At 39.8% G+C, this 23,234-nt stretch carries 28 protein-coding genes and 1 tRNA gene; 10 read left to right on the top strand and 19 right to left on the bottom strand.

Annotated features, from left to right (window positions below; genetic code table 11):
* Nucleotides 1–212: 212 nt before the first annotated feature.
* The 4 genes from J3A84_RS05325 (at nucleotide 213) to J3A84_RS05310 (ending at nucleotide 2,643) form a co-directional block, all read left to right on the top strand.
* Nucleotides 213–647, top strand: coding sequence for a hypothetical protein (locus J3A84_RS05325; RefSeq protein ID WP_207598972.1), 435 nt, complete (start codon nucleotides 213–215; stop codon nucleotides 645–647).
* Nucleotides 648–716: 69 nt separating this feature from the next.
* The gene (locus tag J3A84_RS05320; RefSeq protein ID WP_207598971.1) at nucleotides 717–1,127 is read left to right on the top strand and encodes a hypothetical protein; all 411 of its coding nucleotides are present in this window, start codon (nucleotides 717–719) and stop codon (nucleotides 1,125–1,127) included.
* Nucleotides 1,128–1,250: 123 nt separating this feature from the next.
* Nucleotides 1,251–1,325, top strand: a tRNA-Arg gene (locus J3A84_RS05315).
* 406 nt (nucleotides 1,326–1,731) lie between these two features.
* Nucleotides 1,732–2,643: a hypothetical protein gene (locus J3A84_RS05310; protein WP_207598970.1), complete on the top strand. Its 912-nt coding sequence runs from the start codon at nucleotides 1,732–1,734 to the stop codon at nucleotides 2,641–2,643.
* Here J3A84_RS05310 and J3A84_RS05305 read toward each other — a convergent pair.
* The 12 genes from J3A84_RS05305 to J3A84_RS05250 all read right to left on the bottom strand — a co-directional run bounded on the left by J3A84_RS05305 (nucleotide 2,629) and on the right by J3A84_RS05250 (nucleotide 8,904).
* Nucleotides 2,629–3,075, bottom strand: a complete 447-nt coding sequence (locus J3A84_RS05305) for a hypothetical protein (protein ID WP_207598969.1) — start codon at nucleotides 3,073–3,075, stop codon at nucleotides 2,629–2,631. The two genes, J3A84_RS05310 and J3A84_RS05305, sit on opposite strands and share 15 nt — an antisense overlap.
* Nucleotides 3,076–3,162: 87 nt before the next feature.
* Nucleotides 3,163–4,017, bottom strand: a complete 855-nt coding sequence (locus J3A84_RS05300; RefSeq protein WP_207598968.1) for a sigma-70 family RNA polymerase sigma factor — start codon at nucleotides 4,015–4,017, stop codon at nucleotides 3,163–3,165.
* A gap of 220 nt (nucleotides 4,018–4,237) precedes the next feature.
* Nucleotides 4,238–4,915, bottom strand: a complete 678-nt coding sequence (locus J3A84_RS05295; protein WP_207598967.1) for a hypothetical protein — start codon at nucleotides 4,913–4,915, stop codon at nucleotides 4,238–4,240.
* Nucleotides 4,916–4,927: 12 nt separating this feature from the next.
* Nucleotides 4,928–5,173, bottom strand: a complete 246-nt coding sequence (locus J3A84_RS05290) for a hypothetical protein (protein ID WP_207598966.1) — start codon at nucleotides 5,171–5,173, stop codon at nucleotides 4,928–4,930.
* A gap of 10 nt (nucleotides 5,174–5,183) precedes the next feature.
* The gene (locus tag J3A84_RS05285; protein ID WP_207598965.1) at nucleotides 5,184–5,432 is read right to left on the bottom strand and encodes a cold-shock protein; all 249 of its coding nucleotides are present in this window, start codon (nucleotides 5,430–5,432) and stop codon (nucleotides 5,184–5,186) included.
* A gap of 38 nt (nucleotides 5,433–5,470) precedes the next feature.
* Entirely contained in the window at nucleotides 5,471–5,644 is a 174-nt protein-coding gene (locus tag J3A84_RS05280) for a hypothetical protein (RefSeq protein WP_207598964.1), read from the bottom strand.
* A gap of 11 nt (nucleotides 5,645–5,655) precedes the next feature.
* Nucleotides 5,656–7,017, bottom strand: coding sequence for a replicative DNA helicase (locus tag J3A84_RS05275; protein WP_207598963.1), 1,362 nt, complete (start codon nucleotides 7,015–7,017; stop codon nucleotides 5,656–5,658).
* A 4-nt stretch (nucleotides 7,018–7,021) separates the two neighbouring features.
* Nucleotides 7,022–7,747 carry a hypothetical protein gene (locus J3A84_RS05270; protein WP_207598962.1) on the bottom strand — a complete coding sequence of 242 codons (726 nt, stop codon included), beginning with the start codon at nucleotides 7,745–7,747 and terminating at the stop codon, nucleotides 7,022–7,024.
* Nucleotides 7,748–7,797: 50 nt separating this feature from the next.
* Nucleotides 7,798–8,097: a helix-turn-helix domain-containing protein gene (locus J3A84_RS05265; RefSeq protein WP_207598961.1), complete on the bottom strand. Its 300-nt coding sequence runs from the start codon at nucleotides 8,095–8,097 to the stop codon at nucleotides 7,798–7,800.
* 2 nt (nucleotides 8,098–8,099) lie between these two features.
* Nucleotides 8,100–8,330: a hypothetical protein gene (locus J3A84_RS05260; protein WP_207598960.1), complete on the bottom strand. Its 231-nt coding sequence runs from the start codon at nucleotides 8,328–8,330 to the stop codon at nucleotides 8,100–8,102.
* A 119-nt stretch (nucleotides 8,331–8,449) separates the two neighbouring features.
* Nucleotides 8,450–8,695, bottom strand: coding sequence for a hypothetical protein (locus tag J3A84_RS05255; RefSeq protein ID WP_207598959.1), 246 nt, complete (start codon nucleotides 8,693–8,695; stop codon nucleotides 8,450–8,452).
* A 2-nt stretch (nucleotides 8,696–8,697) separates the two neighbouring features.
* Nucleotides 8,698–8,904 carry a helix-turn-helix transcriptional regulator gene (locus J3A84_RS05250; protein WP_207598958.1) on the bottom strand — a complete coding sequence of 69 codons (207 nt, stop codon included), beginning with the start codon at nucleotides 8,902–8,904 and terminating at the stop codon, nucleotides 8,698–8,700.
* Between the two features lie 141 nt (nucleotides 8,905–9,045).
* On the opposite strand from J3A84_RS05250, the gene J3A84_RS05245 reads away from it, so the two are divergent.
* Genes J3A84_RS05245 through J3A84_RS05235 form a run of 3 tightly spaced genes read left to right on the top strand, consistent with a single transcriptional unit; the run spans nucleotide 9,046 to nucleotide 11,935 of the window.
* Nucleotides 9,046–9,762: a helix-turn-helix domain-containing protein gene (locus J3A84_RS05245; protein WP_242694015.1), complete on the top strand. Its 717-nt coding sequence runs from the start codon at nucleotides 9,046–9,048 to the stop codon at nucleotides 9,760–9,762.
* A gap of 15 nt (nucleotides 9,763–9,777) precedes the next feature.
* Nucleotides 9,778–10,956 (top strand): tyrosine-type recombinase/integrase, encoded by a 1,179-nt coding sequence (locus tag J3A84_RS05240; RefSeq protein WP_207598957.1) that lies wholly within the window; start codon nucleotides 9,778–9,780, stop codon nucleotides 10,954–10,956.
* The gene (locus J3A84_RS05235) at nucleotides 10,934–11,935 is read left to right on the top strand and encodes an Abi family protein (protein ID WP_207598956.1); all 1,002 of its coding nucleotides are present in this window, start codon (nucleotides 10,934–10,936) and stop codon (nucleotides 11,933–11,935) included. The genes J3A84_RS05240 and J3A84_RS05235 overlap by 23 nt, the downstream gene beginning before the upstream one ends.
* Before the next feature lie 501 nt (nucleotides 11,936–12,436).
* Here the strand turns inward: J3A84_RS05235 and J3A84_RS05230 are convergent.
* On the bottom strand, nucleotides 12,437–12,640 hold the full coding sequence (locus J3A84_RS05230) for a DUF1450 domain-containing protein (RefSeq protein ID WP_207598955.1): 204 nt from the start codon (nucleotides 12,638–12,640) through the stop codon (nucleotides 12,437–12,439).
* 573 nt (nucleotides 12,641–13,213) lie between these two features.
* On the opposite strand from J3A84_RS05230, the gene J3A84_RS05225 reads away from it, so the two are divergent.
* Together J3A84_RS05225 and J3A84_RS05220 are read left to right on the top strand one after the other, a co-directional pair.
* Nucleotides 13,214–14,467 carry an MFS transporter gene (locus J3A84_RS05225; RefSeq protein ID WP_207598954.1) on the top strand — a complete coding sequence of 418 codons (1,254 nt, stop codon included), beginning with the start codon at nucleotides 13,214–13,216 and terminating at the stop codon, nucleotides 14,465–14,467.
* 76 nt (nucleotides 14,468–14,543) lie between these two features.
* The gene (locus J3A84_RS05220; RefSeq protein WP_207598953.1) at nucleotides 14,544–15,227 is read left to right on the top strand and encodes a metallophosphoesterase family protein; all 684 of its coding nucleotides are present in this window, start codon (nucleotides 14,544–14,546) and stop codon (nucleotides 15,225–15,227) included.
* A 113-nt stretch (nucleotides 15,228–15,340) separates the two neighbouring features.
* On the opposite strand, the gene J3A84_RS05215 is transcribed toward J3A84_RS05220, so the two are convergent.
* From J3A84_RS05215 to J3A84_RS05190, 6 genes are all read right to left on the bottom strand, one after another.
* Nucleotides 15,341–16,423, bottom strand: a complete 1,083-nt coding sequence (locus tag J3A84_RS05215; protein ID WP_281069617.1) for an NAD(P)H-dependent flavin oxidoreductase — start codon at nucleotides 16,421–16,423, stop codon at nucleotides 15,341–15,343.
* Nucleotides 16,424–16,632: 209 nt separating this feature from the next.
* Nucleotides 16,633–17,187 (bottom strand): DUF6512 family protein, encoded by a 555-nt coding sequence (locus J3A84_RS05210; RefSeq protein ID WP_207598952.1) that lies wholly within the window; start codon nucleotides 17,185–17,187, stop codon nucleotides 16,633–16,635.
* A 185-nt stretch (nucleotides 17,188–17,372) separates the two neighbouring features.
* Nucleotides 17,373–18,734: a PTS fructose transporter subunit IIC gene (locus J3A84_RS05205; protein WP_207598951.1), complete on the bottom strand. Its 1,362-nt coding sequence runs from the start codon at nucleotides 18,732–18,734 to the stop codon at nucleotides 17,373–17,375.
* Between the two features lie 34 nt (nucleotides 18,735–18,768).
* Nucleotides 18,769–19,212: a PTS sugar transporter subunit IIA gene (locus J3A84_RS05200; RefSeq protein WP_207598950.1), complete on the bottom strand. Its 444-nt coding sequence runs from the start codon at nucleotides 19,210–19,212 to the stop codon at nucleotides 18,769–18,771.
* Entirely contained in the window at nucleotides 19,212–20,150 is a 939-nt protein-coding gene (gene pfkB / locus J3A84_RS05195; RefSeq protein ID WP_207598949.1) for a 1-phosphofructokinase, read from the bottom strand. Before pfkB ends, J3A84_RS05200 begins: the two co-directional genes overlap by 1 nt.
* Nucleotides 20,151–20,161: 11 nt before the next feature.
* On the bottom strand, nucleotides 20,162–20,917 hold the full coding sequence (locus J3A84_RS05190) for a DeoR/GlpR family DNA-binding transcription regulator (RefSeq protein WP_207598948.1): 756 nt from the start codon (nucleotides 20,915–20,917) through the stop codon (nucleotides 20,162–20,164).
* A gap of 481 nt (nucleotides 20,918–21,398) precedes the next feature.
* Between J3A84_RS05190 and J3A84_RS05185 the strand changes: the two genes are divergently transcribed.
* Complete coding sequence (locus J3A84_RS05185) at nucleotides 21,399–22,652, top strand: serpin family protein (protein WP_207598947.1); 1,254 nt, start codon at nucleotides 21,399–21,401, stop codon at nucleotides 22,650–22,652.
* Nucleotides 22,653–23,234: the final 582 nt, after the last annotated feature.

Below are 23,234 nucleotides of genomic sequence, written 5' to 3'. Positions count from 1 at the left end.
TTCTTCAATTTCAGGTATGAGATTGACTCTGAAAAAATAAATCTGATGTGATTCTTGCCGATAATTCTGTATAATAATGGATATAAGAAGTTAAACGAAAAATCTGCACGGGCCTTCATTGAAGCTTAACCGGATCATCCCGAACTGCCCTTGAACCTGCAGAATCAATAAGATGTGGATTGAACACGATAGGTTACACGAGGAGTGTATTCATGAACAGCTGGAAAAATGAGCAAAGCACAAAACTGCAGAGACTTAAGATTTCAGATCTTCTGAAGCAATATGGAAGCTATAAGCTGAACCGGCCCCTTGAAGACCTTACAAAAGAGCAGGCGCATTATCTCATTGACGCTCTTCTGACCGGAAATCTGGAGAAACTCAAAGAGAAAAAGGTGCTCCTTTCGGCAACGAACAGCACTTCCTTGCAAAGAAGAATTTCAACTGAATCTCAGAGTCTGAAATACAGAGTCTCCGGTGGCGGACATTTCTATACCTACACGAACTTCAGAACATCTGTAGGCGGAAAGCTACTTGAATACAAAATGGAAGGCTCTGAAATCCTCTATCAGATCATCGAGGTGGACAAGGAGATCAGCCCTGAGGTCCTGAAGAAGTACAGTCTCACCATCCAGAAAATCGAGGAGTGACACTTGACTAATCCGTCATATAACAATCAGACACCAGATAATCAAATATATTATACGAGGAGTTACAACATGAATGAGCATATTGAAAAGGTCGCTTTTCCCGATTCCTGCTATAAACCCATCATCGATTTCGAATCCTGGAGAGTAGCCGTACTGAGATTCTGCAATGATCTCATCCCTGAGAAGATTGAAAACATGCAGAAGCATCTTGAAACGGACGAAGTATTTGTGCTGATCAGCGGCAGCTGCAATCTGTATTCCGCCGGGACAGGAGATCTGCCTGGTGAGATCATCAAAGTGCCCATGGAAATGCACAAAGGATACAACGTGAAAAAAGGTGTATGGCATACCCATACACTCAGTGAAGATGCCGCCGTCCTGATTGTGGAGAATCAGGACACCTCGGATGATAATTCACCCATCTTCCCCATAACAGAGGAAATGAGAGAAGTCATCAAAGCACTGGAATATGAAGAGTAGATACTTTTAAGAGGACAGCAGAATCGCTGTCCTCTCTGCTCATCTGAAGCATTAATTAGCTGCATTGCATGCTCAGTCTCATTGACTTCATTCTCTGAATATATTACAATAACTATTGTTCAAGCCTTCATAGTTAAATGGATATAACAAGCCCCTCCTAAGGGCTAGTTGTGGGTTCGATTCCCGCTGAGGGTACCATTAATATTACGAAACCCATTGATAATCAACACTTTCACTGAATCTAAACGCCCCTAAATCACACTTTAAATCACACTTTTATTTTCAGAATTGTTTCTCAGCATATTTGAGAAGTAGTATCATAAAAAAACATATAAATTCATCATTTATAACACCTTGCAAAGGCTCTTAATCGCCTCTGTAAGGCTTTTTTATTTTTAATGATAATTAGTATTCATAAGACATTAAATCAACCTCAGCCCCCGATTTATGGTCAGATTTCGATATTAATACAGTTAAATACGCAAGTCTTATTGAAACTATTTGTTTACAACTTATAAATATATATTATAATATTCTATATTGTTATGCATGTGTTCTAAATGTTATAGTTGTATTAGATTGACTGAACTATAAAGGAGGATTTATGATTAAAAGAGTTGAATTTTCGGATATAAATTATACATTAGATCTTATGACTCACGATAAAAAAATTGAAGATATTTCTAATGATTATTTTTCTGCATTAGTAAAGAAAATAGAACTGGGCAAGGAATATCCTATTCCTTATAAATCTGGAAAAAGAGTCTTTATTCGCTTCTTAGAGGTACATGACAATAAAGCCTTTGTTATTATGAGTAACAGAGAGCATGTGGAAGATGGCATTCTTAAAAAGGTTATCAAAAGCGCTAAAGATAAAGATCTCACAAAAAAGAACGATACTAAGAATGATTCAACTAGTAGTGTTAGTGATGATATAAAAATAGAAATTGATAATTACACATATTTTGTGATGGATTTTAGATATAATAGAGTAGCTACATTATTCAATTCACGAGCACCAAAGTTTATTGATACAATAACCATATTTTTGAGTGGATTGATGAGCGATTCACAATATTGTATTGAAATATCTCCTACATTAGATCTTAATATACACAACAAATTGAAAAAAACCCACCATCTATCTAATCTCAGTATTAAATTTGGCTGCAATTCAGAAGCAGTTAGTCAAATTCTATCATTACACGACACGTATAATTTATCTAGTACAAATATGATTGAGTGTAGCGTAGATGTAAAATATAGAATGCAACCATTGAGTATTGAAGCAAAGAATAAATTTGAAGAAGGTGAGTACATAAAAAGAAATTTTTCTAAATTTGAAATACAAGGATACGGAGAAGATGAAGAGTTATTCGAGTTTGATTTTGTAACATCAATTTTGCGAAAAAAAGTCGAAATTGACATAGATCGAAAGCATCTAAAAAACATCCTTGACTTTGCTAAAATCAAGGATGCACTTACAGAGTCAATTGCAGATTCATTTAGATTTTGAGCTGTATGTACTTACAATAAATAAATAAAACGATGCAAGCATAGTTTCGGATACTCCAACGATGAAGAGTGATATTGAAAGGTAACTAAGCACACCAAATATACTGAGTACCATAGATACTAAAAGTGTGGAAATTCCAGTAATCAAGGTAATGTGGATAATTTTCATATACCCATTGGATTTTAATACCTTGATAAAATTGTTATCCGGTAGAGCTGTAAATATACCGAAAAATGTAAATAAAAAACCAGCTAAAGTGCCCGAAATGCTTGGGATGTGGAGTAAAATCTGATTGACGTTTACAAAAGAGTTGATAGAGTTAATTATAACAATAATTACTAATACTAATACTGGTACTATCACTGGAGAGTATTTACGGAATATTTCCATTAATGATTCTATACAATTATTTAAAAAATCTGAAATAGACATATAATTACACCTCCTAAAACTGATTAAATTAATTATAAACTAATCTCAGTAAGTATTAAACAATCAGTTAGAAAAAATGATCATTCGTCAATAATCACATTGAATTTTCATCCTCACATACCATGATGATTTTCTCAGCTTTGTAAATGCATTTAATAGGATTGTGTAAACCTGATTGACTGTAAGATCCAGGATCTCTGATATCTGATTAAGTTGCATCTCATTATAATCATCCAATCCATATCTAAGTCTCACAACATTATTTTCTAACAGAGTCAGATGTTTATTGAGTCCTTTGTTTATTTCATCCCTCAACCAATCATTGTACGCTATTAACTCTACCTCCAAGTATGCATCATCATAATCCAAGATTAGATCTCCTATTGTAAAGCTGTCATCATCTGAGCTGATAGGTCTATCCAGAGAGTCAATCTTACTGAACAACACAATTAAGTTCTGAACTTTATCAATATCCATCTTTGCCTCTTTGGATATCTCAAACATTTTAGGCTCTCTATTAATCTTGCCCTCTATGGTTTTTATAATACTTTTGAGTTTCTGATAGTCATCATACTTATAGCTCGGTACTCTGATCATACTAGCTTTATTACGCTGATACTTTGAAATTGTAGCTTTAATCCATATTACAGCATAGGAGCTGAATCTTGAGGCATTGCTGAGGTATGGATCATATTTTTCTATTGCTTGTATTAATCCAATCATTCCCTCTTGCATGAGATCCTCATCCAATGAACCTATAGATCCAGGAGGATTGTATTGGTTCACAATCATACGGACTAATCCAGTATTTCTTAATATAAGTTTCTCTCTTGCTGCATCATCACCATCTAGATACTCTATCATGAGCTGCTCATTACTGATCTCAGGATCATCAACCAAGACATCAGAAATATTTAGTTTGTAGAAATCAAACTGATCCAAGAAGTATTCCTCCTTAATTGCTGCTAAAACAATAGGGATGAATAAAATCCATCCCTAAACAAATTCAGTAATTGTAATATCACCCACTATTTAATATACCCCCGGGGTAAATAAATTAGATTTTTTAGGGGAACCAGGAAACGAGGAGGGGGTAAGCCAAGAGAGATTTCTCTCTCAGCTCGCATAATGGGGGGGTTAGGGAAAATTTATGAAAAACACCTTATTTATTGATTGAATTTTCAAGTATAGAGAGGCTTAGTTTTATTGCACTAAGCGTTTTCCCTCCCAAAACCTTGGTTTTTGGCCTTTGTTCAATTTCTCTGATTGGCGAGTAGTGTGACATACACACTTGCATATCTATTCTTGATGACAGTTTCCCGAAAACTTGCTCATGCTCTTCAATCCGAGTCTCTAGCTCTTTCTCATGTTTTCTATTTGACTCCATAGTTTTCCTCAGTTCATCATACATTGCAACATTTCTCTTGTCATAATCCTCAAGGTACTGCTTTATATACGTCAGTATGTTGTATCGTGCCACAAGAACATTTTTATCGTTCGCATATGACTTTTTACTAAGTCTCTTTAACTTTCTCGCTTGATGAGGATCCAACATTGAATCATGACTTAATACTTTAGATACATCAGAGAGATCCACATCCTTATTATCCTTCGTCTTGTTTTCATGAATTGCTATTTTTATCTCATCAGATCTCTTAGATAAATTTTCTCTAACATGCTTTGCACGTTTGACCTCCTGATTATACTTATCTAGTAACTCCTGAAATACAGGATCCTTGCCTGATACAACTTCTTCAAATGTCAGTTTCAGTTTAGCTGCCTCTTTAACCTTTTTATCTTCCTGGATCATGGCTGAATCATCTTTCTTACCTAATCTCATATCTCTATCTCCTTAAATCATCTTATTTTCGGACTGTTTTTCTCTTCCTGCCTTTGTTCTTATCGCCTCTTGTCTGTTGCTTTTTTCTCTTACACTCAACTTCATAATCATCTTTTTTCTGGTCTCAAGATACTTTGTTACCATTGTCTTTTGGATCAGATTCAGATCTTTATCTCTTTGGACTTCTTCAATCCTCTTGTCATAATACTCAATCGGATCAAACTCCTTGACCTCTCTCATCTGGAATTTCTTTACCATTTCTCTTTACTCACCTCCATTTCTCTTTACTCACCTCCATTACACCATCAATGATCTCCAAATCATTCGCTGTAAATCCTTTTGGTTTTTGAATTGGATTATACTCAACATGCTGCCCTACATAGAGACTGTCAAAGGATACTCCATCAAGATCTCCAATATGGAAGAAAACTGACTTTCCATCACTTTGATTGATGAAACCATAACCTCTGTCATGGAAAATTTTTGCAATGATACCTCTTTTTCTTTCACTCTCCAATTTTTACACCTCTCCTTTTTATTTATTATTAACGTTATTTACTGAGGCGGATCTCCCTTAATACTGATATTCTTGTCCTTTTTCCTCTGATCATCTTCAGTAAGGATATTATCCCCTGCCATAATAGCTCCTATTAGCCTTTTTAAGGCCTTATTATCGGATGCCATATAAAGACACTTAACTCTCATAATCTGCTCAGATAATTGATTCATGGTTCACCTCCTCATATCCTAGGGAAGTCAGATACCTTTGAATATTTCCCTTGGTACTTTAATGGGATAGTCGCTTTACTTCCTGATCTATTTTTTAATACTTGCAGCATCATCAGTTCTGGATTTATTGTCAGGTCTTTGGAGCTGTAATTGAGTAATCCCTGTTCATGCAATTTTTCTTTATGCAATGGATCATCCAATTTTTCATTTCTTGCTAGAGCTATAACAACATTGCTATGCTGAAATACCCTGTTCGTATCCTGAATATCAAATTTACTAAGCAAAAATGACTCTGGATTGTCCTCATTAATCCTCTGCTCTGCTGATCTGTTTGCCTGAGCTAATCCGATAATGCAGATGTGATTTCTTTGTGCAAGTTTTTTTAGATCAATAGCTAATTGTCCTAATTTTTCTGATAGAGTATTTCCGACACTTGAGGATCCTATGTATAAATTCAGGTAATCAACAATGACAACATCAACCTCATTCTTCAAAGATTTAAATAGTATCTGGTTTATCAGCTCCTCAGAGCTTGTAATCTCATCCTCTATTGTTAAATCAAGATTCAGTAATCTATTCGCTGTTACATCCATCTTATGGATCTCATCCTCTGTCAGAGCTGCTTGTGTAATCTTTTTATAGTCTATTTCAAGTATCTGAGATTGCAGTTTGTCGATGATCTCAGTCTCTGTCATCTCAATAGTGAAATATATTACTTTGTATTTTTTCTTTGCAATACTTAAAGCCAGTGAGATGGCAAAAGTTGTTTTTCCAATTCCTGATCCAGAGAATAAAGTTATATAGTTACCTCTCTTGAATCCTCCAACATGAGTATCAATATCTCTGAATCCAGTCTTAATGTTCGGTTCAATCTCTCCCTTTGATGCCTTATATTTATCCTCTGCATATTTTGCGTATCTTTGAGCCTTATCCTTTTTCCCCGATGCCGATATGGAGAGCAGATCTAATGTCTTGTTTTGGATTTCAGTAATGATTGATTGTGGTTCTTCCTGATCTGCTCTTTTTGTTATGTACTGTCCTAACTCTCTGATTTGGTCTTTCTGGTAATTATTAATCAGTATCTTTATGTAATCCGTAAACCCTTGATTGCTATATACTGATGAAATCAATCCTGATAGATATGAGATGCCTCCAAGCAACTTCTCATCCCTTATTGAAACCAAAGTAGTAATATCTATACCTGTCTGATTGCTATATAGCTCTGTCATACTCTCGTATATGTTCTGATTGATCCTATTTCTGAACATACTTTTATGGACTCCATATTGGAGAGCAATGGCCATGAGGGATGAGTCCATCATTATGATCCCAAGTATTTGGTTTTCATTGTTTACTGATGTATACTTGTCCATTTACTCACTCCTCAAATCTAAAAATATCTCTGGTTATATGCTCTCGCTGTCTCTGATCTCTTTCTGAGCCTTGTAAATAATCAAGATATGCCTGCTTTTGGCCTAAGAAATTATAGCTTGTGGTAATATAGGCTTTTTCCGTATCTGGTCTTAATGATCTCTGATATCTCTTAGCACACTCAATAATTTCATTTGGATCATGCTGCTTGATTACCTTTTTCCAGTTCTTATATGTCTGAGCTTTACCCTTAGGATTTGGATACACTTTATAAAATGTCTCGAAATCATCAGAGTATATATTTTTCTTTTCATTATTATCATTCTTGTTAGCTGTTAACTGCTTGTTAGATGCCTGTTGTTTTGCCTGTTGATTTTCTTCATCAGATTGATAGGAGTCCCAGTTTACAATGGTTATAAGTCTGTTCTTGTTTGTTGATTTGGATGTTAGAAATTCGTATTTTTCGAAACGCAGCAACGCAGTTCTTACCTTTTGAATGGTGATACCTTTGCCACATTTTTTTGTGATAGATGGAAGACTTGTTATGAATTGCCCTGGCTGCACAACATACTTTTTGCCTTGCCATTCCCATTCAATAGCCTTGTGATTTGCCATAAGTAACAAGGTGATCATTATTACTTTTTGATCTGATGTTGATGTCTGCCATATTGATTTATCTAATAACTCTCTATGCAGTTTTATCCATCCACTATTTGCCATAGATACAGCCATGATCCTTGCCCATCATCAGCTCTCACCTCCTCTTATGTTTATTCTTCAAACTATTCAAGAATTGATGATGCTGATGCCAGTATGCCCTTGAGAGCATTAATCTGATTCCTCAGAGACTGATTTTCAATTTCCAGTGTTCTGATCTCAGTTAGATGCTTATATCTTGCTGATTTATCATCTACTTGTAGGATCCGCTGCACTTCATCAGCACTGAAAAATATCCTCTTTCCTATTTTCTGACCTGCTATTTCACCTTTACGGTACAGCCCTCTAATAGTCTCTAATGGTAGACCTGACATTTCGCTTAGATCCTCTGTGCTGTACAAAGCTCTATGAATTTCATTATTCATGGTTACACCTCCTCAACTAGTCCTTGGATCTCCTGAGTCAATATAGAGCAGCAATCTACACTTTGCTCAATTTCACATGTTATCCAATCAATAGCTGAGTCAAATTCTCTTGGATCCCACTCACCATGTCTTATACCAAGATTGACTCCTAACATTACACGCGACATAGATTTTAGATTTTCAAGCTTATCATCAAGAGCTGCAACCTTATTCATTAATACTTTTTTATCCATTACTTATCCCTCCAAAACAAAACGTTATAGAAATTTATATGCGTAAAAGATTCCTGCTGCTAATATCAAAACACCTCCGACAATATAGAAAAGCTCTGCCAACCTGATCATTATTTTTTCTATTTTCGTGAAATGCACTTTAACTCAACTCTCCTCTCAAGGCCGCTCTTAACCTCCTGATTCAGCTTCAATCTTGATAGCCCAAGATATTCCCTTAAAGGATTCATAGAGGCTATGATCACCTTTAAATCTCTGTATACGGGATTATCAGAAAGATTGCTATGATTATTCCTTTCCTGTTCATCAAGGTACTCATCAAGATAGATCTCATAAAAGACTTCAATTCTCTCTAGAATATGATCCATGTTTATACCTCCTCATCAAAAAATAATGCTCCAACTTTTGTTTCAAGCTGCTCTGCAATCTTCTTCATCAGATCAGTACTTGGATTCTTTGCCTTATCAGACTCAATCAATCTCAGGTACTCTCTTGAAATTCCTAGCTCTCTCGCAAACTGGTATTGCTTTTTGTGTCTTTGGATTCTTGCAATTTTAATTTTCATTCCTGGTGTCATACACTCACCTCCCAACGCGCAAACTATAGTATATCTTTAACGTAAGATTACACCAACTATTGGTATGTGTCAATAGTAAAAAGACAAACTATAGTATTTATTTTTTTAATCTAATGGAGTATAATGAATTGAGGTGAGAATATGATTAAGGAAAATTTGAAAAAATTCCGAAAGCAACGTGGACTAACCCAGAGAGAACTTGCAGAACTTACAGGTGTAAGTACCGGATATATTCAGATGATTGAACTAGGAAAAAAGAATAATCCCAGTATAGATTTGATACAAAAATTAGCGGATGCTCTATATGTGCAAGTCAATGAATTATTAGGGGAGAACGTTGATGTAATTAATGGCCATCCATGGTTAGACAGCTCAAAATTACCGATAGTAACAGGCGAAACTATAGATATACATTCCGGAGTTATTGAACCTGCATACTCTTTTTTTAAACTAATATTTAACCACTATGGTTTTGATAAAACCCTTAAAAAAACCGCTTTAGATGTTTTTTATTCTGATGACGAAGTTACAAAGTATTTATTTGTTAGCATGATTAACTCAGTATTAGGATCAATAGTTCAGTACTCAAGTAAATTGGAATCAAACAATAACAAGCCAATTACCGAGGAGTTTCAAGTAAAATGGTTTGAGGGTGGAGATGGTGGATCTTCAAGCATAGAAAAATACTATAAATTAGGTCATCCCTCTAGAAATTTCGAGTACTTAAAATACAAAGCATGGAGCACTATTAGAACAATTAAGTATGAACATCCATCTGTAAATATTGATCAAAGCGACTTGGATGAATTAATAGAGAAAATCAAAAATATGACTAAGAGAGAGAAAGAGATTAAGTAAAGGTTAGGTGAGATCATGGCTACATACAGAGAAACTGCATATGGAATACAGGCAATTGTATATTTAGGTAAAGATGGCCATGGTAAACCCGTTAGACCATCTAAGACATTTAAGAGTAAAAAAGAGGCTGAATTATGGGTATCTGAACAATTGATACTGAGATCAAAAGGAATCAGCGTAACAGACAGTAGGATGCTGCTTAGAGACTTCATGCATAAGTGGTATGAGGATATTGGATCAAAAAAAAGTATTAACACGAGCTATAACACCAAATCAAGAATGAATCATCATATAATCCCTGAATTGGGGCATGTACCTCTGTATAAATTAACACCATCCGTTGTTCAGGATTTTTACAATAAACTCACGGAAAAAGGCTTGAAACCCTCAACTAAGAAAAAAATCATGGAAACACTCTCAAACGCTTTAAGATACGCTATAAAACTACAGCTAATTTCCTATTTACCTACAGATATCGAAAAAGAGTCTGTAAAGAAAAATAAAATTTCATACTGGACATTTGAGGAGCTTACAGCATTTCTGGAATACACAAAAAACAACTGGCTATATATCCCTGTATACATAATGAGTATGACAGGAATGAGACCAGCTGAATTGATGGGATTACAATGGAAAAAGATTGATCTAGATAATAGATTGATAGAAATAAACGCTCAGGTAATCAACGATAAAGAATCAAAAGAACTTGTATTAACTGATATACTTAAAACAGAGTTATCTGAGAGAGTAATCACCATCCCTCAAGCACTTACAAATGCTTTAATTGATCATAAATTAAGGACTAGCTTTAATAAGCGTAATGATTTTGTTATAACTAAGAGATCCGGATCAATGAGTTCTCCTGATACTTTCCGGACTATGTTCAATAAATATCTGAACAAACTGCGTAAAGAACAAAAAGTCAATCTCATCAAGGATGGTTATCCCTCAGATGAGATTGAAGATCTGCTCATTAAAGAAATGCCTCCTTACAATTTGAGACATACTCATGCTACAATATTATTAAATAATGGAGAGAATATTAAAGTAATATCTGAGAGACTAGGTCATAAATCAGTAAAAACTACAATGGATACCTATGCCTCAGTAATGCCAAAGACCAGAACAAAAACCGCTGATCTACTTGATAATCTGTTTATGAGGAAAGATGATGATGAAAAACACAAACAATAGGACTAAGAAAAAAAGTGTAAATGCACTTATGAAATATATGAGAGACAATAAAGGTATAAGCATCCAAGGCAGCACTCAGAAGACCCAGTTACTGAATATTGGATATTACCATGGATACAAAGGTTATAAATATATCGGTAATCCAAGTAAACAAATAGCATATACTAATTTTGATGAGATCTTAGCAATATACAGTTTTGACATGAACATAAAAAGCATCCTGTATCCTCATCTGATGCATATAGAAACCGCTTTCAAAAGCAGAGCGTTAGAAACATGTATTAATCTATGCTCTGAGAATTTTTCTGAGGTTTATGAGTGTCTACTTGATGATTACAAAAAATATACTCCAAAAGATAAAGAATATAAAAAAACACTGAAATTGAGATTAGATTTACGAAACACACTCTACTCAACGATCAGTGATAGATACCAAAGTGGATTGAGAATGATTGAGCATTACCACCATAAGGATAAACCAGTACCATTATGGGCTATTTTCGAGATAATTACTTTAGGACAGTTTGGTATGTTTCTAAAAACAATGAACAAAGATGCAAGGATACAATATTCAAAGGATATGAATATACATTACACATCAATAGATAATAGCAGCCGCCTCCCAGAGGATATCATTTTCTTGCTTAAAGATCTCCGTAATGCAGTTGCTCATAATTCCGCAATATTTGATTGTAGATTTATGACTAATAACCCCTCAAGAAGATTCAAAAATTTTATGGAGATTGAGAGCGGGATAAATTATAGTAAAAATGTTCAATTTGGCACAATCACCGATTATATGATTCTTACTGCCTTGATCCTCAAAAAATTGAAATTCCATAAATCTGAAATCACAAAAGTATTAAGACAATTTCAAATTGAAGTTGAAAAATTAAGAAAAGCAGTCCCAGTTGACGTGTTTAATAGTATTCTAGGAACTGATACTAAGTCAAAACTCATTAAAGCAATGCAGCAATGACCATTTACAAGCAATATTTTTCATGATAAAATAGTGTTGTTAAATTGAATTGCGGTGGTGCTTCCTCGGAACCCACTTAAGGGAGACTGTTGCGACGGTCTCTCTTTTAATATTTAGCACATGAATTGTGTCTCAACTTTCAATTTACATCACACTTTACATCACACTTTTATTCAATTATGCCCTATTTTATCATTATGCATCAAGATATAATAAATCTCTGTTCACATTGGTTTGCAAGGCTTTAGTCCCATTATTCCCATTATCCAAAATGCATATATATGTGATATATTATTCCCGCTGAGGGTACCATATAGCATTTTCCCATGGTTACATGGATAGAAAAAACCCTCTCAAAGTATTATATAATGATAATACTTTGAGAGGGTTTTTTGAATTCTCATCTGGTCATTGACCGAATAGAACGACCGGCAGGTTCTTATCGTGATTGCGGTCCATCGCTTCGGCCAATTTCAAGAATGATTTGCTGCAGCAGTTTTGTTACCTACGTATATTATTTGAGACTTTTTTGATCCACTCTTCTGTGTTGTTTTCAACAACAAGTTCCTCATCAACATAACCATATGCTTCAGTTTCATATGCAGCACATTTATCTATGCAACCTACTTGAACAATATCTTCACCAACGGCTTTCTTTAATTGTTCGATATTTATGTTTGAACAATGTTCGCAAACTTTAATCATGATTTTCTCCTTTATATTATATTGATAGTTTGATCACTTAAGTCTAAGTGCATTTCGCAACAACGATATTGAGCTGTTTGCAGAAGCCACTCCAGCTATCACAGGATTTTATCTTAGGTCCTCCAAATGCAGACAATCTTCGCTATTAGAATTCCATAATACTACATTAAAACGACTATAAAGATAATGCTTCATAATTCTGATAGTCTGTTAGCTGATTGAACACCAGTTGCCCCGGCAATAAAACTATTCCTCATTATACAATATCAACATACTCCATCGCAACATCTGTATCAGCACCGTTTGTTTCATTCATCGCAGCATCAAAATAATCCTAGTGCCCCGTCAGCGCACTGAGCAATAAAGCCCCTTCTGCTCCTGACTATCACCGATGTTCCTGATCTCCTGCCTCAAAGACCACCCAATAGAAGGATACGTTGGCCAGGACGCCTCCTACACTTTTACGGACGTCTGGACCTGATACTTAGTGTAATGATTATTCATCATTTATTTACAATCTGATTTCCTGCATTAAGTATAATGAAACCAGTAAACACAATTGAGGTAATCTATATGGTTAAAGAAACAGATCAGATACCAGAAAAGATAGAACCCCTTCCTCCGCATTGGAAAAGAGACACTGTAGTATTTCTTTCCAGTCAGGCCGTTTCGCTTTTTGGTTCGTCTCTGGTCCAGTACGCCATCATGTGGTATATAACGCTGACGACAAATTCAGGCATTATGCTCACGCTGTCGACTCTATTCGGATTCATGCCTCAGCTCATCATATCGATCTTTGCGGGTGTATGGGCAGACCGATATGATCGAAAGAGACTGATTATACTGTCGGACCTTGGAATCGCAACTTCAACCTTCATACTGGCTATGATCTTCCTCTCAGGATACAGAGGAATTGAGGCGCTGTTCATCGTTTCGTTCATTCGATCCATCGGAGCGGGGATCCAGACACCAGCAGTATCCGCCATGCTTCCACAAATCGTCCCAAAAGAAAAGCTCATGAAGGTGAACGGCATAAACTCCAGTGTACAGTCCATCATGATGCTTCTTTCTCCTGCCTTAAGTGCACTTCTTCTGACCTACTCAGACCTTCCCGCAATATTTTTCATCGACGTCGCTACCGCATTATCTGCAGTAGTACTTCTTCTTATTCTTAAAGTCCCGACACACAAGCAGGCTTTATCCGAAGAGAAACAAAACTATTTATCCGATCTCAAAAACGGAATCAGCTATGCCATCGGAAACAGTTTTATCGCATCACTCATCCTTGCTCAGCTTATCCTCAGTTTTCTTGTCGCCCCGGTGGCCATGCTTACCCCTCTTCTTGTCGCAAGAAGCTATGGAGAGGAATACTGGAGGCTCACGCTAAATGAAGTATCATTCTTTGGCGGTACCATTCTCGGTGGTTTCCTCATTGCGATCTGGCAGGGATTTCATAATAAAGTCCGGACCTTCTCCGTTTCGCTGACTGTTCTCGGGCTTCTTACACTTTTTATGGGACTGACAAACCAGTTCTTCCTGTATATTTCCTCAATGGTATTCGTCGGACTGGTTATTCCCTATTTCAATACACCGATAGTCACGCTCCTTCAGGAGAATGTTCCCGAGGACAAACTGGGCAGAGTCTTCAGCCTGATCAGTGCATCATCCATGATGATGCCTCTAGGCATGCTTCTATATGGACCACTGGCTGAAGTGGTTTCAATAGAAAGCATTTTAGCCGTTACAGGAATGCTCATGATCATCCAATCACTGTTCATCTACAGGAATAAACGACTCCTGAACTACCATGAACAGGATTTCCAGTGATGCAAGAAACACAGATTCAGGTATTTTTTGTCAGATTACTTTCTCAAAGGCTCTCTGATAGCCGAAGGAGGTCTATATGATCTATATCACCGGTGATGTACATGGCAATATTGAACGATTTACAAAGGAAAAAACACCCATGATCGGTAAACTTAAGGAAGCGGACTGTTTTCTGGTTGCGGGTGATTTCGGATTTCTTTTCAGAATGAACAAGGCTGAGGAGGAGAATCTCAATTACCTGGAGCACCTCCCCTTCACCATCCTCTTCATAGACGGAAACCATGAGAATTTCGATGTCTTAAACAGTTATCCCATAGAAATGTGGCATGGAGGAAAAATCCATCGGATCAGAAAAAACATCCTCCATCTCATGAGGGGCCAGGTCTTCACCATCGAAAACCGCACTTTCTTCACCATGGGTGGAGGCTACAGCATCGATAAGTTCCTTCGGAAAGAAGGGGTTTCCTGGTGGAAAGAAGAGATTCCGTCCGAGGAGGATTTCGAGGAAGCCAGAAAGAACCTCAAAGCGCATGATTTCCAGGTGGACTACATCATTACCCATGCTGCCCCGGAAAAAATCATGAACATGATCTTCCCCAATCATGCACCCGAGCTGAAACTGAATCTCTTTCTTCAGGAGGTCATGGACAAAACCGAGTATACCCACTGGTATTTCGGGCATCTCCACCAGGAGAACACCTATCCTTACAATGTGACGCAGCTCTATGAGAACGGACTTGTCCTGGAAACCGATAAATAGTATGAAATCCATATATCATGTATGCTAAAGGAGCATCAGGAAAACTTTGAGAAGTCTTCCTGATGCTCCTTATTATCTGGTTCATTCGTTCTGAATCAGCTCTGATCTCCAATCTAATTACATGAATCCATATGATCTCTGGTTTCTTCAATGAGTTTTCTCATAAGCTCCTTGACAGAGATGATCTCATTGACTCTAAAGGCATTGGCCCCTGCAAAGATCAGGCCTTCTGTCCCCTCCGCCGAATGGATGAGCGCATCAGAGATGCAGTATGGAGTCGTTCTCGGATCGCAGGGAATCAGGCAGTTGTAGCATCTCTTCACGGGAATGTTCCCCGCATCCATTTTCTCTGTGAAGGAATTACTGATGGCTCTTCCAGGCATGCCCACAGGACTTTTCACTAGCCTGATGTCCTCCGCCCTGGCATGGACATAGGACATTTTGAAATCAAGGTCCGCATTGCATTCCTCCGTGGCGACAAATCGGGTGCCCATCTGCACTCCTGACGCACCCAGCTGAAGATAATGCGCAATGTCCTTCCCATCAAAGATTCCGCCGGCAACGACCACCGGGATCTTCACCTCATACTTTTCCTCGAAGGGCCGGATTGCCTCCAGCACTTCCTTCAGGATGTCCTCCAGGTCCATATAGCTTTCACTTTCCATGACCTCTTTCTTGAAGCCCAGATGTCCCCCTGCCAGAGGACCTTCCACTATGAACATGTCCGCAGGAATACCGAACTTCTTGTCATAGACTTTGGAAATCAGTCTTGCGGCTTTTCCGGAGGAGACCACTGGTGCGATTTTCGTTTCTGTGCCTTCCACCATTTTAGGAAGATCAAGAGGAAGTCCTGCTCCTGTCACGATAAGATCGATGCCCTCCTCGATGGCGGTGCGGATCAGTTCGTCATAGGTTGTCATGGCCGCCAGCAGATTGACGCCGATGATCCCTTCCGGCGCAATCTCCCTCGCTTTTCGGATTTCTTCCCTTAATGCTCTTTTATTCGCTTCCAGATTGTTCTTCTGAAAATCCGCTTCTCTATATCCGATCTGCACACCTGAAATGATTCCGATGCCGCCCTCTTTTGCTACAGCTCCTGCAAGAGCAGACAAAGATATGCCAATCCCCATCCCTCCCTGAATGATCGGCCATTTAGCGACCAGGTTTCCGATGCGTAGATGATTTAATATATTCAATTTCCTACCTCCAATTTTTCAATACCTCCATTATACAGATGTATACTTTGATAATCAAAATATTAAGAGATAATTAAGAATCAACCCTGGATCATCTATCCAGGCAAAATCCTGGACCGCTTATAACTGATCCCCCACCTCAGCCTCATGACGGGCTGCTCCAGGAGATCTACTTCTCTTATTCAATACCTCTGGAGATTGTCTCAGACTTAATAAGGCGACACAAACATCGGCAGAGCCGGAGGATAATAGGTGAAGAACCCCGACATGAATGCCAGACTGACCACAATGATCATCCCAGGCACAAAGTAGACCCATCTGGGCTTTGCCACCCGATAGACATGGATCGCCAGTAGCTGTCCGATGACGACACTGACCATGGACGAGAAATTGATCCAGGAAGCTTCAATGGCGAAGGCTCCCGCCCAGGTGTAATACCAGAGCACGATGACCAGCATCCCGAAAATGATGCTGACAGCCATGGACTGTCCCCAGCGCATACCGGAAAGCCTGCTTCTTCTCCTGAACAATGCGTATCCCAGAACCCACCACAAGAGTGTAGGCCAGTAGACCATTTTCAGATGCTCCCAGATGCTTTCATTGACAGGAGCCACCAGGCTGACGAAAAAATTCTCACCCGACCATTCATAGGCGAAATGAAGTGGTCCGGCGATGAGTAGAATCAGAAAAATACCGATGAAATGATAGACCCTGACAAACCTTACGGAGTACTCTGTTCCTTCGCTTCGGATATACATACCCATGCGTTCCATCTCCTTTCTCTATCTGTACTTTCATAGTACTCATGAGATATATATTTTTCTTCTCCAATTTATTATTTTTCCAATAACAATACGGAAATGCTCTCCTATGATTTCACTTCATCATCTCTACTCCATGGAAAAAGAACCGCATCTCTTCAGATGCAGTTCTTCATTGATGATACGATCTATGCTTTTTTCTTCTTCAGTGCTGTCAGCATGAGTCCACCCACTGCAGAGCCCACCACAATCGCGAGAATGTACATGGGTAGATTGCCTACCGCATTGGGGATCGGCAGAACGAAGATTCCTCCATGAGGCACTGCAAGGGTTGCGCCAAAGAGCATGGACAGTGCACCAGCAACCGCTGAACCCACCATCATGGATGGAATGACTCTCAGCGGATCCGCCGCCGCAAAAGGAATCGCTCCTTCTGTGATGAACGAAGCACCCAGTGCCCAGTTCGCCTTACCGGCTTCTCTTTCTTCCAGCGTATACTTGTTTTTCGCCAGTACAGTGGAGAGTGCAATGGCCAGTGGTGGAACCATACCAGCTGCCATAACCGCAGCCATGACTCCCGAAGGTTCTCCCTGCGCGATGGTCGCTGCACCAAAGGTGTAAGCCGCTTTGTTGATCGGTCCACCCATATCAGCAGCCATCATGATTCCCAGAATTCCACCTAGGACTACTGCATTGGCACCACTCATGCCATCGAGCCATGCAAGCATCGCATCATTGATGGATTTCACAGGGCCACCCAGAACAAAGATCAGAATAAGTCCGACAACCAGTGTGGAAATGACAGGTAGTATAAGTACAGGCATGAGTCCTTCAAAGGATTTGGGCAGCTTGATGACTTTTCTGATTGCAAGAATGACATATCCAGCCAGGAAACCAGCAATGAGTCCACCTAAAAATCCGGTTCCCAGTGAATTGGCGATGATTCCCCCAACCATACCAGGAACAATACCAGGTCGGTCCGCTATGGAGTAGGCGATATATCCGGCTAGAATCGGAACCATAAGACCGAAAGCGGAACCACCAATGGTCATGAGCGCTGCAGCTAAAGTTCCTTCTTCATCCGCCGCATGGATACCGAAAGCGAAGGAGAAAGCGATGAGCAGTCCTCCTGCGACCACAAATGGGATCATGAAGGAAACGCCGGTCATGAGATGCTTGTAGATTCCGCTCTTGCTTTTGCCTCCGTTTCCGTTCATCTCCTCTGCATAGTCCACTCTGGCAGAAACGGGCTTGGCTGCCAGCGCTTTAGTAATGAGACCTTTCGCATCCTTGATGGCATCCTTCACAGATGCCTCCACCACTGGAATTCCCTGGAATCTTGACTTGTCGATGTTGGTATCGATGGCTAGAATCACCGCATCAGCGGACTGGAGATCCGCTTCCGTGATCACATTTTCCGCACCTACAGAACCCTGGGTTTCCACTTTCATTTCATGTCCCATTTCCTTGGCAGCGATCTGAAGGGCTTCAGCTGCCATATAGGTATGCGCAATGCCTGTTGGACAAGACGTAACAGCAATAATTTTCATAGAATCTGCTCCTTTATCGTTTATTTTTGTTCACTTATTTAAATGCGTTGATAAACTCTTCATAGGTCTGGCAGCTCATGAGCTGGTCTCTCATTTCCTTGTGCATGAGATTTCTTGAAATCTCACTCAAGGCACGCAGATGCAGGTCGCTGGACTCCATTGGGACCGCAATGAGGAAAAATAGGTGCGCAGGAAGATCATCCATACTTTCATAATCAATGCCGGCATCGCTTCTTCCGAACACAATGGATGCCTCATTGACAGCATCGCTCTTTCCGTGAGGGATCGCGATGCCCATACCGATTCCTGTTGAGAACTCTTCTTCTCTATGAAGAACAGCTGCTCTGAAAGCTTCTTTGTCGTTTACTTTACCGTCGGCAATAAGAATATCGATGAGCTCATCGATCACCTCTTTCTTAGACTCTGATTTTAAGTTGAACGTGACTCTTTCTCTTGAAAACATATCCTTGGTCGTCATTATCTTACCTCCTTTATTTTCTCTCTGGCATCGGCCAGGTATCTTTCCACATCTTCTCTTGTACAGGCCTCTGTTCCTTCTGTCGCTACTGCAGCAGCTCCAGTGGCCTGGGCAAGGGCTAGGGTTTCAGAATCACTAAGCTTCTCCTTCTCCGCAAAGACCAGTGCAGCAACCATGGAATCTCCAGCACCAACCGTGCTCTTCACCTCTACCTCAAGCCCTATACCCATAAAGACGGACCTTTCTGTGGCGAATATACTTCCTTTTTCCCCTCTTGATACCAGCACTTTCTGGATACCCTTTTCCACCAGGGACCGGGCAGCCTGCACGATCTCCTCTTCCGTCAGAACTGCTTTTCCTAGATAGGATGCAAGCTCCTTCTCATTGGGTTTGATCATATCAGGTAGCTCGACAAGTGCATGCTTCAGGGGTTCGCCTTCCGCATCGATGACCACAAGGGCACCCTTATCTTTTGCCATTCTGGTCAGTCTTCCATAGAGGTCCTGAGAAATATTAGGCGGAAGACCACCTGCGAGAACAACTATATCCCCTTTCTTCACCGTCTCCTTATAGAAACCGATGAACTTTTCAATTTCCCCACCGCTGATGAGCGGACCAGGTTCATTGATGTCTGTATTGGTTTCATTCTTCCGGTCTACAAGCTTGATGTTGGTTCTTGTATTTCCCTGAATGGAAATGAACTGGTCTTTAATACCCATACGATTCAGTTCCTTACGGAACGGTTCTTCTATCATGCCCCCAAGAAATCCGGTGGCCAGCGTATCTGTTCCGAAGGACTTCAGCACTTTCGATACATTGATGCCCTTTCCTCCGATGTCATTTCTTATGGAATCGGCTCGATTGACTTCCCCGATCTCTATTCCATCAATCACCATGGTCTTATCCATGGCAGGATTCAGTGTTACTGTGATGATCATGGAAACGCCTCCTATTTTACGATTTCAATCTCTTTATTCTTCTCTACGAGTGCTGTCTCTTCATTCATCTCACCAGCTGTGATGATTCCAGTTATCTGATTTACCGGTGTGATGACTGCAAAGCTCACATTTCCGAACTTGGATGTATCTGCAACCAGATACACTCTGTTGGCAGAAGCGATCATGGCCCGCTTCGTCATGGCTTCCACATGATTCGGTGTGGTGGCTCCGTCTTTTCCGGTGATTCCATTGGCCCCGATGAAGGCGATGTCAGCCCTGAAATTCTTCAGTGTGTTTTCTGTAAGGTACCCTACCATGGCTCTGGTGTTTCCTCGAAGGGTTCCACCCGTCATGATCAGTTCGATGTTTTCCACTTCACTGAGTTCTTCTGCGATATCCAGAGAATTCGTGATCACTGTGATCTTCTTGTTTCGGATTCTCTTGGCGATCTCCAGTGTGGTGGTTCCGGTATCAAGGATCACGCTGTAGCCGTCTTCTACAAGCTCCGCCGCCAGTTCACCGATCCTCTTCTTTTCATGAGAGAATTCCTCTTTCTTCTCCTTGAATGTAGGCTCAAACCCTCTCTTCTGTATACTGACTGCTCCTCCATGGGTTCTCTTGAGAATCTGATGTTCTTCCAGTTCCTGTAAATCCCTTCTGATGGTGGACTCTGATACGTCAAAATGTGCTGCCAGTTCTGCCACTTTCAGGCTTGAACTTTCCTCCATCATCTCGATAATTTTTCTTTGTCTTTCTTCTGCAAACATAATCAATCATCCTTTTTATAATATTTTGCTCATTTATAACTAATCTTGAACGATTATGCTCATTAATTGCATTATATATACTCGTTTATGAGAAGTCAATACGTTTTCATAAAATATTTGCATTTAATTCAATCATAAATGAGCATAAAAGCCCATGATATACTTCCATCATATCATTTCATGCAGGAGCCCGCACGAAAATGCGCAGAGACATTTCCCTTATCCGAAAGTAAAGTCTCATTATTGTAACCATCCATTAGAAAAATGATAGTACGATGGAATAAAGTAAAAAGATCCGTGCTTCTGTCATAGGAGCATCGATTTTCATCAGCACCATTTTATCTATTGAACAGCAGCTATTGAATTCACTTTTATTTTGGGGTACAATGCTTAAATGATTTCCATACACCCTAGGGGTATTATCAGAATAGCCTTTCTGCCCGAAGGTACAGGAACAACCAGAGAATCGAGGGGGATAAAAATGAAAAAGAAGAGACTGATACCAATCCTGACGACACTGCTCCTTGGCATAATGGTCTTCACTTTCACCGGATGCAGCCAGAAGGCTTCCGCAGCTGGAGATGATCTCATGAAGGACATCAGACCGGGGTCCGCCGAGACCATTGATGCCTATATCGAAGAAGACAACATCGCTGCCATGGATTTTTCACTGGAACTTTTCAAGATGAATCTTCTCTGCCAGAACACCCTGATTTCTCCCGTATCCGCCCTTTCAGCTTTGGGCATGACGGCAAACGGCGCCAGGGAGAACACCTTGGCAGAAATGGAGGCGGTCTTCGGGCTGCCCAGAGAGAAGATCAACCAGCTCATGAACCTCTATATGAGGAACCTTCCTGACGAAGACAAACTGAAGGTCAGCATGGCGAACTCCATCTGGTTCAGAGAAGGTGGAAGAATCGAAGTGAACAAGGAGTTTCTCCAGACCAACGCCAACTACTATGAAGCAGGGGTCTACAGATCTCCCTTCGATGAAAGCACACTGAAAGCCATCAATGACTGGGTGGAAAAGGAAACCGACGGAATGATCGTAGATATTCTGGATCAGATTCCAGCCGAAGCCGTCATGTATCTCATCAACGCCCTTTCCTTTGATGCAGAATGGCAGACCATCTACAACGAAAGCAGTATCCGAGAAGACATCTTCACTGCCGATGACGGCACCATCCAGAGAGCGGATATGATGTATTCCGAAGAGCATCTTTATATCGAGGATGACGGCGCCAAAGGCTTCATCAAAGACTACGCCGGCGGGCAGTATGCCTTTGTGGCCATGCTGCCACCAGAAGATCTTCATCTTTCTGCCTATATTGCAGGTCTCACAGGCGAAAAGCTGCAGAGCCTCATAAAGAATGCGGAAAATGTTGAAGTGAAAACCATGATGCCAAAATTCACCACAGAGTACTCTGTGGAAATGTCCGATATCCTGAAGAGCATGGGCATGGTGGACGCCTTTGATGAGCAAAAGGCCGATCTTAAAGACCTGGGCACGGCAGAGGGCAATCTATATATCAGCAGAGTCATCCATAAGACCAAAATCGAAGTGGATGAGAAGGGAACCAAAGCCGGCGCCGCCACCGTGGTGGAAGTATCGGAAGAATCCGCCGCCATAGAAGAGCCCAAGAGCGTCTATCTCGACAGACCTTTCCTGTATCTCATCGTGGATAAGGAAAGCTACCTTCCGCTCTTTATCGGTACCACACTATTTGTTGAATAGGTCTGCATAGATCTTAATGATCCGATTCCTGCGTTCAAGAGATTTAATCTGGTTTTTATCTCATTGGGCTATGATGATTTCAAGAGGTGAATAAATTGAAGAAACAAACCAAGGGTGTCCTTGTAGGATTCATACCTTTTGCTGCGTATCTGATTGGATTCTCCGCTCTGATCATGAGGGAACTGAAAAAGAAAAAATAATGTAACTAGACTATACGAAAGCCGATGCAAAAAATTGCATCGGCTTTCTATATTAAAGAGAGAAAGCTACATAGTTTTTTCCCTCTCTGATGGACTACCCATCTTATGTCTGATCATCCTTCATAATCCCTTATTCTAAAGTCGCCTTTTGGGGTCATTGAGCGGATCATTGGGATCCACCTTGTCATCATCCAGATTCATGCCAGAATCTCCTTTTCTGTATCCTGGATTCACCCTCCTTTTACTTCTTTACAGTTTTCTTGAAGTAGTAAAGCCCTTTGGCTTTATTCAATAATCACATTCGGCTTAACCTAGCAAAAGCATAATTATTCATATCGCTAAAAAGGAGCAATTTTCATCTGATGTTGTGTCGCTAGGGAAA

This window comes from Proteiniclasticum aestuarii (assembly GCF_017368455.1).
Classification (GTDB): Bacteria; Bacillota; Clostridia; order Clostridiales; family Clostridiaceae; genus Proteiniclasticum; species Proteiniclasticum aestuarii.
This window is presented reverse-complemented; position numbering and strand designations above follow the sequence as displayed.

Coding starts and splice junctions, on each gene's coding strand:
- J3A84_RS05205 (WP_207598951.1), bottom strand. CDS start 18,734: ATGAAAATTATTGCTGTTACGTCTTGTCCAACAGGCATTGCGCATACC.
- pfkB (WP_207598949.1), bottom strand. CDS start 20,150: ATGATCATCACAGTAACACTGAATCCTGCCATGGATAAGACCATGGTG.
- J3A84_RS05310 (WP_207598970.1), top strand. CDS start 1,732: ATGATTAAAAGAGTTGAATTTTCGGATATAAATTATACATTAGATCTT.
- J3A84_RS05200 (WP_207598950.1), bottom strand. CDS start 19,212: ATGACGACCAAGGATATGTTTTCAAGAGAAAGAGTCACGTTCAACTTA.
- J3A84_RS05190 (WP_207598948.1), bottom strand. CDS start 20,917: ATGTTTGCAGAAGAAAGACAAAGAAAAATTATCGAGATGATGGAGGAA.
- J3A84_RS05320 (WP_207598971.1), top strand. CDS start 717: ATGAATGAGCATATTGAAAAGGTCGCTTTTCCCGATTCCTGCTATAAA.
- J3A84_RS05225 (WP_207598954.1), top strand. CDS start 13,214: ATGGTTAAAGAAACAGATCAGATACCAGAAAAGATAGAACCCCTTCCT.
- J3A84_RS05235 (WP_207598956.1), top strand. CDS start 10,934: ATGATGAAAAACACAAACAATAGGACTAAGAAAAAAAGTGTAAATGCA.
- J3A84_RS05240 (WP_207598957.1), top strand. CDS start 9,778: ATGGCTACATACAGAGAAACTGCATATGGAATACAGGCAATTGTATAT.
- J3A84_RS05250 (WP_207598958.1), bottom strand. CDS start 8,904: ATGACACCAGGAATGAAAATTAAAATTGCAAGAATCCAAAGACACAAA.
- J3A84_RS05290 (WP_207598966.1), bottom strand. CDS start 5,173: ATGGTAAAGAAATTCCAGATGAGAGAGGTCAAGGAGTTTGATCCGATT.
- J3A84_RS05245 (WP_242694015.1), top strand. CDS start 9,046: ATGATTAAGGAAAATTTGAAAAAATTCCGAAAGCAACGTGGACTAACC.
- J3A84_RS05255 (WP_207598959.1), bottom strand. CDS start 8,695: ATGGATCATATTCTAGAGAGAATTGAAGTCTTTTATGAGATCTATCTT.
- J3A84_RS05270 (WP_207598962.1), bottom strand. CDS start 7,747: ATGGCTGTATCTATGGCAAATAGTGGATGGATAAAACTGCATAGAGAG.
- J3A84_RS05280 (WP_207598964.1), bottom strand. CDS start 5,644: ATGAATCAATTATCTGAGCAGATTATGAGAGTTAAGTGTCTTTATATG.
- J3A84_RS05265 (WP_207598961.1), bottom strand. CDS start 8,097: ATGAATAATGAAATTCATAGAGCTTTGTACAGCACAGAGGATCTAAGC.
- J3A84_RS05260 (WP_207598960.1), bottom strand. CDS start 8,330: ATGGATAAAAAAGTATTAATGAATAAGGTTGCAGCTCTTGATGATAAG.
- J3A84_RS05230 (WP_207598955.1), bottom strand. CDS start 12,640: ATGATTAAAGTTTGCGAACATTGTTCAAACATAAATATCGAACAATTA.
- J3A84_RS05185 (WP_207598947.1), top strand. CDS start 21,399: ATGAAAAAGAAGAGACTGATACCAATCCTGACGACACTGCTCCTTGGC.
- J3A84_RS05305 (WP_207598969.1), bottom strand. CDS start 3,075: ATGTCTATTTCAGATTTTTTAAATAATTGTATAGAATCATTAATGGAA.
- J3A84_RS05295 (WP_207598967.1), bottom strand. CDS start 4,915: ATGAGATTAGGTAAGAAAGATGATTCAGCCATGATCCAGGAAGATAAA.
- J3A84_RS05275 (WP_207598963.1), bottom strand. CDS start 7,017: ATGGACAAGTATACATCAGTAAACAATGAAAACCAAATACTTGGGATC.
- J3A84_RS05210 (WP_207598952.1), bottom strand. CDS start 17,187: ATGGGTATGTATATCCGAAGCGAAGGAACAGAGTACTCCGTAAGGTTT.
- J3A84_RS05220 (WP_207598953.1), top strand. CDS start 14,544: ATGATCTATATCACCGGTGATGTACATGGCAATATTGAACGATTTACA.
- J3A84_RS05325 (WP_207598972.1), top strand. CDS start 213: ATGAACAGCTGGAAAAATGAGCAAAGCACAAAACTGCAGAGACTTAAG.